Origin of the sequence: Deinococcus cellulosilyticus NBRC 106333 = KACC 11606 (assembly GCF_007990775.1) — a bacterium.
Classification (GTDB): domain Bacteria; phylum Deinococcota; class Deinococci; order Deinococcales; family Deinococcaceae; genus Deinococcus_C; species Deinococcus_C cellulosilyticus.
Map to the genome: position 1 here is coordinate 107,778 of NZ_BJXB01000012.1, position 13,575 is coordinate 121,352.

At 56.0% G+C, this 13,575-nt stretch carries 13 protein-coding genes; 7 read left to right on the forward strand and 6 right to left on the reverse strand.

What is annotated here, in order from left to right; genetic code table 11:
* Window positions 1-50: 50 nt before the first annotated feature.
* Genes DC3_RS14155 through DC3_RS14170 form a run of 4 tightly spaced genes read left to right on the forward strand, consistent with a single transcriptional unit; the run spans window position 51 to window position 3,199 of the window.
* Window positions 51-1,151, forward strand: coding sequence for an XRE family transcriptional regulator (locus tag DC3_RS14155; protein ID WP_146885357.1), 1,101 nt, complete (start codon window positions 51-53; stop codon window positions 1,149-1,151).
* Window positions 1,148-1,900 (forward strand): molybdate ABC transporter substrate-binding protein, encoded by a 753-nt coding sequence (modA, locus tag DC3_RS14160; RefSeq protein ID WP_146885359.1) that lies wholly within the window; start codon window positions 1,148-1,150, stop codon window positions 1,898-1,900. The genes DC3_RS14155 and modA overlap by 4 nt, the downstream gene beginning before the upstream one ends.
* A 25-nt stretch (window positions 1,901-1,925) precedes the next feature.
* Complete coding sequence (locus DC3_RS14165) at window positions 1,926-2,720, forward strand: ABC transporter permease (protein ID WP_146885361.1); 795 nt, start codon at window positions 1,926-1,928, stop codon at window positions 2,718-2,720.
* Entirely contained in the window at window positions 2,717-3,199 is a 483-nt protein-coding gene (locus DC3_RS14170) for a hypothetical protein (protein WP_146885363.1), read from the forward strand. Before DC3_RS14165 ends, DC3_RS14170 begins: the two co-directional genes overlap by 4 nt.
* A 164-nt stretch (window positions 3,200-3,363) precedes the next feature.
* On the opposite strand, the gene DC3_RS14175 is transcribed toward DC3_RS14170, so the two are convergent.
* From DC3_RS14175 to DC3_RS14185, 3 genes are all read right to left on the reverse strand, one after another.
* Window positions 3,364-3,759: a GNAT family N-acetyltransferase gene (locus DC3_RS14175; RefSeq protein ID WP_146885364.1), complete on the reverse strand. Its 396-nt coding sequence runs from the start codon at window positions 3,757-3,759 to the stop codon at window positions 3,364-3,366.
* 27 nt (window positions 3,760-3,786) lie between these two features.
* Window positions 3,787-5,739: an acetoacetate--CoA ligase gene (locus tag DC3_RS14180; RefSeq protein WP_146885366.1), complete on the reverse strand. Its 1,953-nt coding sequence runs from the start codon at window positions 5,737-5,739 to the stop codon at window positions 3,787-3,789.
* Window positions 5,740-6,051: 312 nt separating this feature from the next.
* Entirely contained in the window at window positions 6,052-6,723 is a 672-nt protein-coding gene (locus DC3_RS14185; RefSeq protein ID WP_146885368.1) for a GntR family transcriptional regulator, read from the reverse strand.
* Between the two features lie 127 nt (window positions 6,724-6,850).
* On the opposite strand from DC3_RS14185, the gene DC3_RS14190 reads away from it, so the two are divergent.
* Both DC3_RS14190 and DC3_RS14195 read left to right on the forward strand, forming a co-directional pair.
* Window positions 6,851-7,540: an AzlC family ABC transporter permease gene (locus tag DC3_RS14190; protein WP_146885370.1), complete on the forward strand. Its 690-nt coding sequence runs from the start codon at window positions 6,851-6,853 to the stop codon at window positions 7,538-7,540.
* Entirely contained in the window at window positions 7,537-7,833 is a 297-nt protein-coding gene (locus tag DC3_RS14195) for an AzlD domain-containing protein (protein ID WP_146885372.1), read from the forward strand. The genes DC3_RS14190 and DC3_RS14195 overlap by 4 nt, the downstream gene beginning before the upstream one ends.
* A 57-nt stretch (window positions 7,834-7,890) precedes the next feature.
* On the opposite strand, the gene DC3_RS14200 is transcribed toward DC3_RS14195, so the two are convergent.
* On the reverse strand, window positions 7,891-8,403 hold the full coding sequence (locus DC3_RS14200; protein ID WP_146885374.1) for a hypothetical protein: 513 nt from the start codon (window positions 8,401-8,403) through the stop codon (window positions 7,891-7,893).
* Window positions 8,404-9,207: 804 nt separating this feature from the next.
* On the opposite strand from DC3_RS14200, the gene DC3_RS14205 reads away from it, so the two are divergent.
* Entirely contained in the window at window positions 9,208-10,230 is a 1,023-nt protein-coding gene (locus DC3_RS14205; protein WP_186816039.1) for a GGDEF domain-containing protein, read from the forward strand.
* On the opposite strand, the gene DC3_RS14210 is transcribed toward DC3_RS14205, so the two are convergent.
* Window positions 10,202-12,706 (reverse strand): GGDEF domain-containing protein, encoded by a 2,505-nt coding sequence (locus DC3_RS14210; RefSeq protein WP_186816040.1) that lies wholly within the window; start codon window positions 12,704-12,706, stop codon window positions 10,202-10,204. The two genes, DC3_RS14205 and DC3_RS14210, sit on opposite strands and share 29 nt — an antisense overlap.
* 289 nt (window positions 12,707-12,995) lie before the next feature.
* Entirely contained in the window at window positions 12,996-13,316 is a 321-nt protein-coding gene (locus DC3_RS14215; protein ID WP_146885380.1) for a hypothetical protein, read from the reverse strand.
* Window positions 13,317-13,575: the final 259 nt, after the last annotated feature.

Below are 13,575 nucleotides of genomic sequence, written 5' to 3' on the forward strand. Positions count from 1 at the left end.
ATGTCACCTATCCTTGACGGATTGTCCCTTATTCTTTACAGTCAGGTCAGATGGCAGACCTGATCAACCACCTGCAGCAGAAACGGGAAGCCCTGGGCATTTCCAGATCCGCACTGGCCGAACGCACAGGGCTCAGCAGGCAGGCCATTCACAGCATCGAACAGGGAAAATACATCCCAAACACCCTGGTGGCCCTGCAACTGGCAAAAGTGCTGAAGTGTCAGGTGGAGGACCTGTTCCAGATCCCTGCTCCTGAAGCGCCTGTTGCCAGATGGCTCGGGAATGAAGCTCAGGAGGGAGACCGGGTGCTGCTGGCACGGGTGGGAAGCCTGCTCTGTGCCGTCCCGATTGCCGACCCTGATCGATTTTCAGTTGCAGCAGACGCCGTGATCACCCGTGTTGAGGGCACGAACCTCAGCCTTGAACCCCTCACCGAACCAGAACTCTGGGACAGCACTCTGCTGATCTCAGGATGTGATCCTGCCCTGAAGATGGTGGCCCGTCAGGTGAAAGACCACCGGGTTCTGGTGGTGCACCAGACCAGCCTGGACAGCCTTGCCTTGCTGGCAGAAGGACAGGTGCATGCTGCAGGGATTCACCTGTATGACCGGACAGGCCAGACCTTCAATGTGCCCTTCGTCGAGCATGCCCAGATTGAAGCCTGCACCCTTTACACCCTCTGGCACTGGTGGCAGGGGCTGCTGGTCCAGCACGGAAACCCCAAAAACATCTCTGGACTGGCTGACCTGTTGCGCCCCGAGGTCACCCTCATCAACAGGCAAAGCAGTGCAGGAAGCAGAATTCTGCTGGACAGCCTGCTGGCAGAGCACCAGATCGATCCGAAATCCATTCAGGAATGCGGAAATGTGGCCTTCAGCCATCAGGAAGTTGCACAGGCCATTTCAGAAGGTCAGGCAGATGTGGGCCTGGCGATTCAGGCGGTTGCCCAGAACGGTCTGGAATTCATTCCCCTTGCTCAGGAACGGTTTGATCTGGTGGTCCCGGAGCCGTTCCAGAAGCATCCGGCCATGGTGGCCCTCCTGCAGACCCTCAAGACCCCACAGATCCGCAACAACATCCGCCTGCTCGGAGGATACGATCCAGAACAGGCTGGAGAAGTCGTGGCTGTGATTTCAGGGAGCCGAAAATGAAAAAACCATTGCTGTTTGCCCTCATGCTGTTTTCCCCTTTGGCCCATGCACAGTCCATCACGGTGTTTGCAGCAGCTTCCCTGACCGATGCCTTCAAGGAAATCGGTTCAGCGTTTCAAAACAAAACGGGGGTTGAAGTCACGTTCCAGTTTGCGGGTTCTCAGGTCCTGCGCACCCAGCTTGAACAGGGAGCAAAAGCAGATGTGTACGCCAGTGCCAGCGACGCCCAGTTCGATCCACTGGTCAAATCGGGTCTGGTGAACGGCAAGCAGACCTTCACCCGGAACCAGTTGGTGGTCATTGTGCCCCTGAAAAACCCTGCAGGCATCCGCTCCCTGTCGGATCTGGCAAAACCAGGGGTCAAAGTGGTGGTGGCCCAGTCCAGTGTTCCGGTGGGCCAGTACACCAGACAGGTCTTTGAGAACCTGTCCAGAACTTCCAAAACCAGCTTCTCCCAGAAAGCCCTGAAGAACGTGGTCAGCGAAGAGACCAACGTCAGGCAGGTTGCCCTGAAAGTGCAATTCGGAGAGGCGGATGCAGGGGTGGTCTACACCACCGACCTCACGCCCGGAGTGCGTGCACAGGTCAAAACCATCCCCATTGCTGGCAAATACAATGTGGTCGCCACCTACCCGATGGGAACGGTCAAAGGTGGGAACCCCAATGCTGCAGGTCAATTCGTGAAGTTCGTCCTGTCAAAAGAAGGTCAGAACATCCTCAAGAAATGGGGTTTTCTGAAGGTCAAATGATTCACTTCCTTCTGGAACCCCGACCATGACACGTCCTTCTCTGCCCCTGGTGCCCCTGCTGATGGGGGTCATGCTGGTTGTTTTTCTGCTGCTGCCCACCCTGGTGATCCTGCTGCATGGCCTGTCCGGTGGGTTCTTCCCTGCCCTGCTTCAGCCTGTGGTGCTTGATGCTTTGAAAGTCAGTCTGGTGACCACCACCATCACCCTCCTGCTGACGGTGGGGCTCGGAACCCCCATTGCCTACTTGCTGGCCCGGTACCGGTTCAGGGGGAAAATTCTCCTGGACACGCTCCTGGACCTGCCCATTGTGCTGCCTCCGGTGGTGGCAGGTGTGGGTCTGCTGCTGACCTTCGGAAGAAATGGCCTGCTGGGTCCAGCCCTGACCCTGGCCGGAATCAGCATTGCCTTCAGTCCTGCGGCGGTGGTTCTGGCCCAGCTTTTCACCTCTGCGCCCTTTTTCATCCGGGCCTCCAAAGGGGGGTTCCTGGCCATTGACCGGGACATTGAAGCTGCAGCACGGGTGGATGGGGCCAGCAATGGGCAGGTGTTCCGCTTCATCACCTGGCCCCTGGCCTTCCCTTTTTTGCTGGAAGGCATGGTCCTTGCGTGGGCCAGAGCCCTCGGAGAATTCGGGGCAACCATCCTGTTTGCAGGTTCCTTGCAGGGCAGGACCCAGACCATCACCCTGTCCATCTATGCTGCTCTGGAATCGGACCTGAAACCTGCACTGGTGCTCTCTGCGGTGATGGTGGTGGTCGCTTTCACCATGCTGGGGGTGGTGCGAAGGATCACGGCAAGGAGAAGCAGGGGAGAAAGTTGAAAGTGCTTGCACTGTCACCTGCCAACCTTGCCAGAAAACCTGAGCATTGTACATTGTCAGGCCCATCTCCCGGGTTTCAGGGTTCACGAATATGGTGTTGTTTTACAATAACCATGATGCTTTTTCTGGAAGCATCAACAGGTGACAACATGCGTAGAATGTTCCTTCCTCTTGTCCTGTCCTCATTTCTGGGTGCAATTGCTTTTGCCCAGAACAATCCCATGGAGCCCACCGTTGTGGAAATGGAACGTGAAGACATCAAAAAAATCTGCCTGGTGGCTGTGAGTTATGCTTTGCTGGGTGATGTCTTTGAACCGGATCTTGAGCGCAATGAGTTGTATTATGTTCCTGCCATCAAGAAATGGAAGATGGTGGTCACCAACAAAATGATTACACCCCAGGGAGATATCAAGCAAACCGTGGTTTGTTATGTGTCAGGCTCTCCTTTCAAGATGGTGGTGGAAACAGTGATCAAGTGAAGCGAAATCGGGAAATCCCGAACCGGCATGCCTTGTTTTGCTGCTGTATGGATCTGAGCAACCCAGAAGGCCACCAAAGAACGTTTTGGTGGCCTTCTGGGTTGAAAGGAACCAGGGAACAAATCAGCAAGAACACACTTTCGATTTTCTGCTGAGGCTCTGCTCTACCTGCTGTCCCGACGCAGAATCATTTTGGGCTGGCTGGACCGTTCAAATCCCAGTGCACCATAAAACGACACCAGTTCCTCCACACAACCCAGCTGAATTTCCTCCACGTCTTTCAGATGATCCACCAGTCGGCTCATGAGCTCGGAGCCCACACCTGCATGGCGGTGCTTTTCATCCACCACGATGTCCTCGATGAAGGCCCGGTACACATGGTCTGTGACCGCCCGACCAAAGCCCACCAGCTGGTCTCCTGACCACACGGAGACCACCACGGAATCCTGCAGCATGCGCTGAACCCCCTCCGGGGTGCGGTTTCCCATCCAGGTGGTCTGCTGCATCAGGAGGCGAAGGTCTTCAAAGCGGATGGGACGGGTGAAGGAGTAGTCCAGCATGTTCTGATCCTCTCTGGGGAGTGTGTTTCAGGAAAACAGGGTCTGAATGGCTTCCAGTGCTTCTGGATTGGCGACTGCAGTCACATTGCGCACCGGGCGACCATTGGCAAGGTCTGTGACGGCCAGTTCCAGCAGTTTGCCGTTTTTGGTTCTGGGCAGGTCTGCCACGGCCTCAATGCGTCCCGGGACGTGCCGGGGCGTGCAGGCCTGACGGATGCGGCTCTGGATCTGTTTGCGCAGGTCATCGGTGAGGGAGACCTCTTCTTTCATGCGGACCAGCAGGACCACCTGATCTTCTCCCTGTGCACTGCGCATGAAAACCAGAGCCTCCAGGATCTCCGGGAAGGATTCCACCTGACGGTAGATTTCGGCGGTCCCGATGCGCACCCCTCCAGGGTTCAGGGTGGCGTCGCTGCGGCCCAGCACCTTGAATCCGGTCTCTGTGCGTTGCACGAAATCTCCGTGGTGCCACACGCCAGGGAAACGCTCAAAATAAGCGGCCTGATACTTCTTATTTTCAGGATCATTCCAGAATTTCAGCGGCTGGGAGGGGAAAGGCCGGGTGCAGACCAGTTCTCCGGTGGTGGGGCCTAACAGGGCCTCTCCTTCTTCAGGGTAAATCTCAATGGACATGCCAAGCATGGGCACCTGAAGCTCTGCCGGGTGCACTTCGGCCAGCGGATTTCCTCCCAGGAAGCATCCGCAGAGGTCGGTCCCTCCCGAGATGGAACTCAGGTGCAGGTCTCTCTTGATGTGGTCGTAAACGTACTGAAAGCCCTCCTCTGACAGGGGTGAACCTGTGGAGGCCATCGTCCTGAGGGCAGAGAGGGGGTATGTGCTTTTTGGGGAAAGCTCCAGTTTCCTCAAGGATTCAATCCATTTTGCAGACACCCCCAGAAAAGTCAGCTGTTCCTGCTCTGCAATTTTGAACAATCGCTCCGGTCCAGGCTGGAAGGGAGATCCGTCGTACAGCACGATGGTGGCCTTGCTGGCGAGGGCTGTGACCAGCCAGTTCCACATCATCCATCCGGTGGTGGTGTAGTACATCACCCGGTCCCCGGCCTGAATGTCGCAGTGCAACTGGTGTTCTTTCAGGTGGTTCAGCAAAATGCCCCCGGCCCGGTGCACGATGCACTTTGGCTTCCCGGTGGTTCCACTGGAATACAGGATGTACAGCGGATGGTTGAATTCAAAGGCCTGTGCTTCTGGAATGTCCAGGTCGTTTTCCAGTGCAGCAGAAAAGAGCTTTGCCCGGTCCAGGCCAGAGAGGTCCGGGGTTTCAGACTGGTATCCAATCACCAGCACTTCCCGCACGGTGGGAAGCCCGGCCACAATCTCAGCCAGTTTGCCCATGCACTGCTGGGGCTTGCCGTTGTAGGTGTACCCATCTGCAGCCACCAGAACCACAGGTTCAATCTGTCCGAAACGGTCCAGAACCCCATCCACCCCAAAATCAGGGGAGGTGGAGGAATAAATGGCCCCGATTCGTGCAGCCGCAAGCGAAGTGATCACGGCCTCGATGCAGTTGGGAATCCAGGCCGCCACCCGGTCTCCTGGCTTCACACCTGCATGCCTCAGGTATGCAGAGAGTTTCTCCACCTGTTTTCGCAGGTCATCCCAGCTGAGGCTTCTTCTGCGCCCGGATTCCGCATGTTCCACGATGGCCTCGCCGGGACCGCTGTGGCGCAGGACATTCTCGGTGAAATTCAATCTGGCATCGGGGAAAAAGCGGGACAGCATCATGCCTTCCGTTTCATCCAGCACCCTCTCTCCCCGGGTCTCGGCCTGGATCTGCACAAAATTCCACAGGAAAGGCCAGAACACCTCTGCACGCTCCAGTGCGAAACGGTTCAGGTCGGTGTAAGTCTGGAAATGCACTCCTGCTTCCTGCTCCAGCTGCTTCCAGAACGTGTGAAGCAGCGTTTTTTGAATGCGCTCGGGTCCGGGCACCCAGAGCGCGTGGCTCGATTGTGTTGTCATGCCCTCAATATAACCTGCCCATGTTCCAAAAAGGGAACAGGAAGAAGAGCCGTCACGGTGAACGCAAAGTCGCTGAGGGGTCGATGTCCTTGCAGAAAGCGGTCAGCCATCAGCTTTCAGCCGTCAGCACCCGAACACGACTGCGCTCACTTCAGCGAGAAAAATCAACTGATTTCTCCTCCAGTACAGGGCAAATCTTTGTGTGGCCTGTTGAGAAAGCATCAAACAATATTTTGCCGATCGCTGATCGCTGACGGCTGAAAGCTTTCTGGAGTGACATGTGCCTCCAGCAATAGAGGTCTACCCTGTCCTTCAGGGCTCCGGAAGGTTCATCAGTCGGGCCACACTGCTGGTCCAGTTGGCGGCCAGTGCGGTTCGGGCTTCTGCCAGATCGGGTGTTTTCAGGGCGTCCAGCAGGTGGTGGTGCTCTGTCACACTCGGGGCCGAGCTTCCCTGAGTGCGGTAATAGTACCATTCCAGACGCATCAGTCGGGTTTTCAGCTCGGTGACGATCTTGCGCAATTCCGGGTTGCCACTTCTTTCCAGAAGCACCCCGTGAAAGGTCTCATCGGCTTGCAGGGCAGTGCGAGAATCCTTGACGGAAAGGGCTTCCTGAAACCTCTGGTTGGCCTCATCCATCTTTTGCAGGTCTGCTTCGGTGAGATTGAGGAAGGCCAGTTGCAAGGCCAGATCTTCCAGGTGGGCAATGATGGGGTAGGTGTGCTGACTGTTTTTCAGGTTGAGGGGGGCAACCCGGGTCCAGCGGTTCTTGGCGGTTTCGATCAGGCCTTCGTCTTCCAGGCGGCGCAGGGCTTCCCGGATGGGAGTGCGGCTGACCCCGAGTTTCAGGGCCAGTTCCTGGTCCCGGATGTTTTCTCTGGGGGCCAGGGTGCCCTCGATGATCCAGGTCTTCAAAGTCCGGTACACTTCCTCTCTGGCAAGGGCACGTTTCAGAGGGGCCTGGTCTGCGGGGATGGGTGACATCTGCTTCAATGTAGCACATTCCCATTTTGTATCGTAATATGTAATATATTACTGAAGAGGGCAGGCGAGGAGCTGCTGCCCAGAGGTGAACGATGAACAAACACACATGGACCTTTGCAGGTGAGGCATGACCCTGACCCTCAGGCACTCCGATTTCAGGCTTGGATTTCTGGCCATTGTTCCATTGTGGATTGGTTTTCTGCCCTTTGCCATTTCCTATGCCCTGATCGCCCGTTCTGCTGGACTCTCCCTGTGGGAAACACAACTGATGAGCCTCACCGTTTTTTCTGGAGGCGCACAGTTCACAGCTGCAGGCATGTTCCTGCAACAGGCCAACATTTTCAGCATTGTGCTCACCACCTTTCTGCTCAATGCCCGTCACCTGCTGTACGGTCTTTCGGTCAGCCAGAACCTGAAGCTCTCCCCCCTTCAGAGAACCAAAGCAGCCTGGGTGCTCACCGATGAAGCTTTCGGGGTGACGGCCAACGCCCACTATCCCAGCTACGCCTACCTGATGGGTGCCAGCATGAGCGTTTTTGTGAGCTGGAACGTCTTCACCCTGGTGGGTGCCCTGCTGGGAAACAGCATTCCCGATCCCCTCAAATACGGGGTGGATTTTGTGTTCCCTCTGGCTTTCCTGGCCCTGCTGATGCCCACCCTCAAAGACCGTCCGGCCTTTCTGGTGGCTGGCTTCAGTGCTTTGCTGGCCCTGTTCCTGCAAAAAGCTCTGCATCTGCCAGGAGGGGTCAGTGTGCTGCTGGTGGGCATTCTGGGCAGTCTGCTGGGGGCCTTCCTCACGTACAGGGAGAAACCATGAATGCTGCCTTGACCATCCTGATGATGTTCCTGGTCACCTATGCCACCCGCCTTGCTGGCCTCAGTCTGGGCAATGCAAAAGTGCCTGGGTTCTGGTTGCACTTCCTGAAGTTCATTCCAGTCAGTGTGTTCACCGCTCTGGTGGTGCTGAATTTCGGCTCGGAAAACAGGGAACTCCCGGTTCGCCTGATCGCAGCGCTTGTGGCAGGAGGCGTGTTTTATTTTCACAGGCAACTCTGGAGCTGCATTCTGGTCGGGATGGTGGTGTTCTGGGGGCTCAGGACACTGCTCTGAGCCTCACGCTTCAACAGAAGAGCACCGGGCGAAAACCCGGTGCTGTTTCACTTGCAGTCAAAGCTTGCGAATGGTGTACGTGTTGTTGCTGTAACCGGCAGAAGGGCTGGTGTTGCACCCACTGCTGTAATACCTGGAGGTGACGGTCCATCCGCTGGGCAGGCTGGACAGGGCACACACTCCACTGAGCTGGGTCTTCCCAGCCGTGTTCACCAGATTGTAGGTGTTGTAGCGGTAACTGGCGTAAGCACTGGTGTTGCACCCACTGTTGAAATAATAGCCTGTGACCACCCATCCACTGGGCGGGTAGGTCACATCGCAGGCCCCATTGAAGGTGCTTCTGCCCGCGAGGTTCTCTATGGTGTAGGTGTTGTATTCGCTTCCTGCATACGGACTGGTTCGGCAACCATACGAATAATAAATGGAAGTGACTGCATGACCGGAAGGCAGGACCTGTGAAGAACAGATGGCCGTTCCCTGGGTGCTGATGTTCTGGGCTGGCTCTGCAGGAACTTGCTTGCCACATGCAGCGAGCAAAAGGCCCAGAGCGAACAGAAGTGGTTTTTTCATGGATCTCCATTCTGGATTTCGCACAGCATAAACCTGCCATCAGGGCCTGGGGTCAACCCTGATGGCTGTCAGGAACTGTCTGACAGGAGGTCAAACCCTGACGGTCATTCTGGTGCTGTGTCTGCGAAAACCGATCACATCGTATGTAGAAATGTAACAATTTTGCATCAATGAATTCCAGGTCTTTCTTCTGGGGATTCTCCCTGGACAATGTCCATGAGGGGGTGCACAACAGGATGCTCTTCATTTTCATCCCAGAGATCCACTTCTGGTTTTGAACCAATTTTATTGATCCAATTCAAGTCGAGCTGGAACGGTACACATTGACTCGGTTCAGCAATCGGAAGAACTGAGGTGTTCAAAGTGCAACTGGACACCACCTGCAGAAAAACACCCGGAAATTTTTGTCACACATGTTACAAAAGTGTAATTGTTAGGGCTAGAATGGAGGGCATGCGGAATGAGATGCTGTTTTCCACAAAGACGCCTTCCACTTCATTTCACGTCTCAACACGTCCCCTGAAGTGGGCTGGCAAACCTTCTGAGCAGATCTGTCCTGTCGTGTGCTGGAATGGCACTTTCTCCCTGATCTTCTTCCTGCACCTCTGAATGTCCTCCCATCCTTCTCCCCTGAACCGCTCTGCAAGACCCTCCATGCCCCATCCAGTCCTCAAGCATCTCCAGAACTTGCTCCTGCTCGATACATCCACCGTGTGCAGCCTGTTTATGCTGCTGACCGTTGGGTTTTCAGTGGCCCAGATGCATCCAAATCACCCACATTTCTCCTGGATCTGGGGAGGCCTGATGGGAATTTTGCTGGGCCTCCGACGGATGGCTTCAAAGAGAAGGTCACAGAGAAAACTCTACATTTCAGACACACTTCTTGCTCTGGGATGGACCCTTTATGGACTGGTGATGCCTCTGGGCAATGGACTGTCAGCAGCAACCACCCTCCTGATGGTGTCCAGTTTGCACGTCCTGGGTCAGCCTGGAGCTTCGCTCAAACAAAATGCCATCCACCTGTCCCCTCTGTTCTTTCTGTTGGCTCAACTGCTTTTGCGTCTGCCTGACCACCCGGATCATCTGGCCCTGGGGATCTTGCTTGCAGGGTGGAGTGGAGGTCTTCTGCTGATTCAGCAGCACCTGCGCCACAACCGAAAACAGGCCCTGGTACGTGAGCGCAGCCAGCACCAGGCCTTCAGACAACTTCAGGAGGCACACGACCAGTTGCAGCTCAAAAACGAGCACCTGCAACACTCCAGGAAACGTCTGCAACAGGCCCTGAAGTCCAGCCAGCAACTGGCCTCCACAGACGCCCTCACAGGGTGCCTCAACCGAAGGGGCATGATGCGACACCTGAAACAGCACTTTGCTCCTCAAACGCTTCAGGGTGCACTGCTGATGCTGGACCTGGACCACTTCAAGAAAATCAACGACCAGCACGGACATCCCTTTGGCGATCTGGTGCTGAAAACCATGGTGCAGCGCATAGAAATGCTCATCCGTACCGGGGATGTGGTTGTCAGGTACGGCGGAGAAGAATTCCTGTGCATTCTCCCAGATGCCTCACTTGATGACGCTTGCACCCTCGCTGAACGCCTGCGCCAGATGGTGGCCTGTGCTCCGGTGGTGGAGGATGGCCATTCCCAGTGGGTCACGGTGTCCATCGGGGTGACGGTTTTTGATGCGCAAGAAGAGCTTCAAACGGCCATTGAACGGGCAGATCAGGCCATGTATCAGGCCAAAGGCTCAGGACGCAATCGGGTGAAGGTCCTTTCCCCAACAGCAAGAAAACCCCTCAGGACAGTTCCTCCTGCAATGTCCTGAAGGTTGCACGGTTGCGCCCGGCATGTTTGCTCTCATAGAGGGCCTCGTCGGCCTTTTTGATCAGGGAGTGGGGAGTCACGTCATCATGGTCTTGCACGATGGCACTGATCACCCCGATGCTGAGGGTGACGTGTGAGGCCACTTTTGAGAATGCATGCGGCAGATTGAGCAGATGCAGCTCATTTTGCATGCGCTGAACCAGCAACTCTGCCTGCTCGGGTCCGGTGTTGGGGAGCACCATGGCGAATTCCTCTCCCCCATAGCGGGCCACCACATCTCCTGCCCGCCTGAACATGGCTTTCAGCATGGCCCCCACCTGCCTGAGGCACTGGTCCCCTTCCGGGTGGCCGTAGTTGTCGTTGTACAGCTTGAAAAAATCGATGTCACAGAGGATCAGGGTGAGGTACTGGTTGCTGCGCCGGGCCCGGCGGATCTCCAGGGCAAACAGCTCATCGAAGTGACGGCGGTTGGAAAGTCCGGTCAGACCGTCCTGGGTGGCCAGACGGGTCAGCATCTCGTTGGCCTCTGCGAGTTCTCGGGTGCGTTCGAGGATGCGCTGCTCCAGCACTGCATTGGCTTCTCTGAGTTGCTCGGCCTGCAGGGCATTTTCGGCGTAAAGGCGGGCATTGGAGAGGGTGAGGCCCGCGCGGTCTGCCAGGTTCTGCAGGAGGGTCTGGTCCTCGGTGGTGTAGGGCCGATCCTGCTCCAAACGCATCAGGGTGATGGCTCCTGTGACCCGCCCATGCACCCGCATGGGCACGGACATGGCCGCATACACTTCATGGGTGTCAAAAAATGGAGCCAGTTCCTGCTTGAAACGGTAACGGTTCTGGCTGGCCACCATGTTGTTGAGCACCACTGCTTCACCTGAGCGGAAAACCTCTCCACTGAGCCCGGTGTTCACGCTCAGCAGGCGGTCTCCCATCAGGAATTGCACCTGCTCACGCACTCGGGGATCTTCATGGTACACGGCTGCAAGGTGAGTGAATCCTGGTTTTTCAGAGAGTTGCACAACCATGCACATGTCCCCGATCAGGCGCACCAGATTACGGGTGATGGCCCCCAGGGCAGCATCTGGAACAAGCCCCACATCGGCGAGTTCCCGGGACACCCGATCCAGAATCTCCATGCGGTACAGGCGCTCGGTCCTTTCTTGCTCCACCCTTTTTTGCTCGGAGATGTCCATGGTCGCCCCGATCATGCGGGCAGGGTTGCCCTGCGGGTCTCGCAGAACCACACCCCGGTCGTACACGTCGGCATAACTGCCGTCTGCTTTGCGCATCCGGTACTGCTGGGACCAGATGGGACCCGATCCTGCAATGGCAAAACGAAGGCTGCGACGAACCTCTTCACGGTCCTCTGGATGCACCAGGTTTTCCCAGTGGTCCACGTGGGCAGGTGCCTCCCTGTGTCCGAACACGACTGAAAAGTTATCGTTCCACCACAGGGTGTCGGTCTGCAGGTTCCATTCCCACATCACATCGCTGGTGACCCGTGAGACAATCTCGAAACGTTCATGGCTTTCCCGCAGGTCTTTTTCGGACTGCATGCGCACGGTCACATCCCGCAGGAACATGATCACACTGTCTTCGTTTAAGGAAACCACCCTGGACTCAAAGGTGCGCAGCCCGTGGGCGGGATGGCGGAATTCCATTTCATAGGTCTGCATGCCATATCCCGAGCGCGCCCAGCTGATCGCCTGCATGGTCTGGTCGATGCTTTTTGAGGTGAGCATTTCATGGATGCGTTTGCGCAAAAGGGCTTCTGGTCTGGAGGGCCAGTTGGCCTGTTCTCCGATGCTCACATCCAGAATCATGCCTTCAGGCGAAAGACGAAAAACAATGTCTGGGAGGGCTTCCAGAATGGCACGGTTTCGGGCCTCTGAGGTTTCAAACGCCCGAATGGACTTCTCTTTCTGTTGTGAAGCCACTTTCACGGCTTCCTCGGCCCGGTGAAACAGCAGCAGCATGGCCCTTTGCAATATGACTGCTGTCAGGAGAATCACAATCTCGGTCAGCCAGATGGATGCAGGAGGATGGCGGAATTCAAAATGCAGCACCTTCAACTGCTGCAACACCAGCACGGTCAGGACACCGCCCAGAGCCAGGCCCGTGTACCAGACTGCAGCTTTCCTGCCCAGCAGGGCGAAGCTTCCACCAATCAAAAGCACCCACGCTCCCAGCAAGGGCGAGAACACCCCTGTGGTGCTCGCCATGAACACCAGCAGCATCAGGCCCATGCCACCAAGCGCAATGACACTGGTCCAGAAAAGCGGGGCTTTCTTGTTCTGCAGGTAGACCACAGCACTGAGGGCACCGAGCAGGAGCATTCCAGCAAACCACAACCATGAGGTGTAGGAGTCGTAGATGAATTGCAGGGCCCCGAGCGCCGCAATCACTTCAAAGAGCAGGACCACCATCCACGGGGACAGTCTGGGCTGGGCGGGGGTTGCGGGAATGGCCATGCGCAAGATCACCTGACTCCTGGGAATAAAAGGCGGCTGGACACAGAGGAAAGGGCCAGGGTTGGAAACGTCAATCTGGTGATCCCAATTGTAACCTGTCAGGTGCAGTTTGTTCTTCATGCATCGGGGGAATCCCTTACACAGCTGGTCCAACTGGTCCCACTGCTCCCTGAAACACCATGTGAACTGGGCCAGAAGAACATTCTTCTGGCCCAGGAAATGCAGTCACCTCAGGTTCAGCCCGGGACCCAGCCTTGAGGGGTCCTGATCTGTTCGTTTCAGTGGATCAGGGTGTTTTCGTTCAAATGGGATTGCCATAGATGATGTTGAAGCCCAGTCGATACTGTCTGAGGTCCTGTGTCGAGGTCACCAGAAGCCTGAATTTGTAGGACGACGCTGGATCGGAAACCACGGTGGAGCCTGGAGCAGGAAGCATCCAGTAATCCCTGACCTTCAGGACACCAGAGCTGTAGCTCATGATGGCCCAGGCGGGAACCACATAGGTGGCCTGTGGTTGCACCTGCACTTCTTCGGTGGTGGACAGGGAGGAGGGGGTCTGGCTGCAGGCAGCAAGGGCCAGGGGGAGCAGAATCAGGCCGAGCATCAACTTCAGTTTTTTCATCAACAGTACCTCTTTGGCTCCCGTCTTGTGGAAGGGGGAGGGAGTGGGTGATTCAAAAGCTGCGATGGGGATGCATTTCAGCTGAAACAGTTTTAAGCGCTTAAATTTAAGCTATCAAATTTGTAACAATTCTGTCAAGATGCATCGGCTGGATGGTGCCCGATCTTGTGCCTGCTGTACAATTGCATGGTTCGACTTTTTGCTTACAGAACACAAAAAGAGAGATTTGGCCTGGCTCGCAAGAAACAGAATCTGAAGC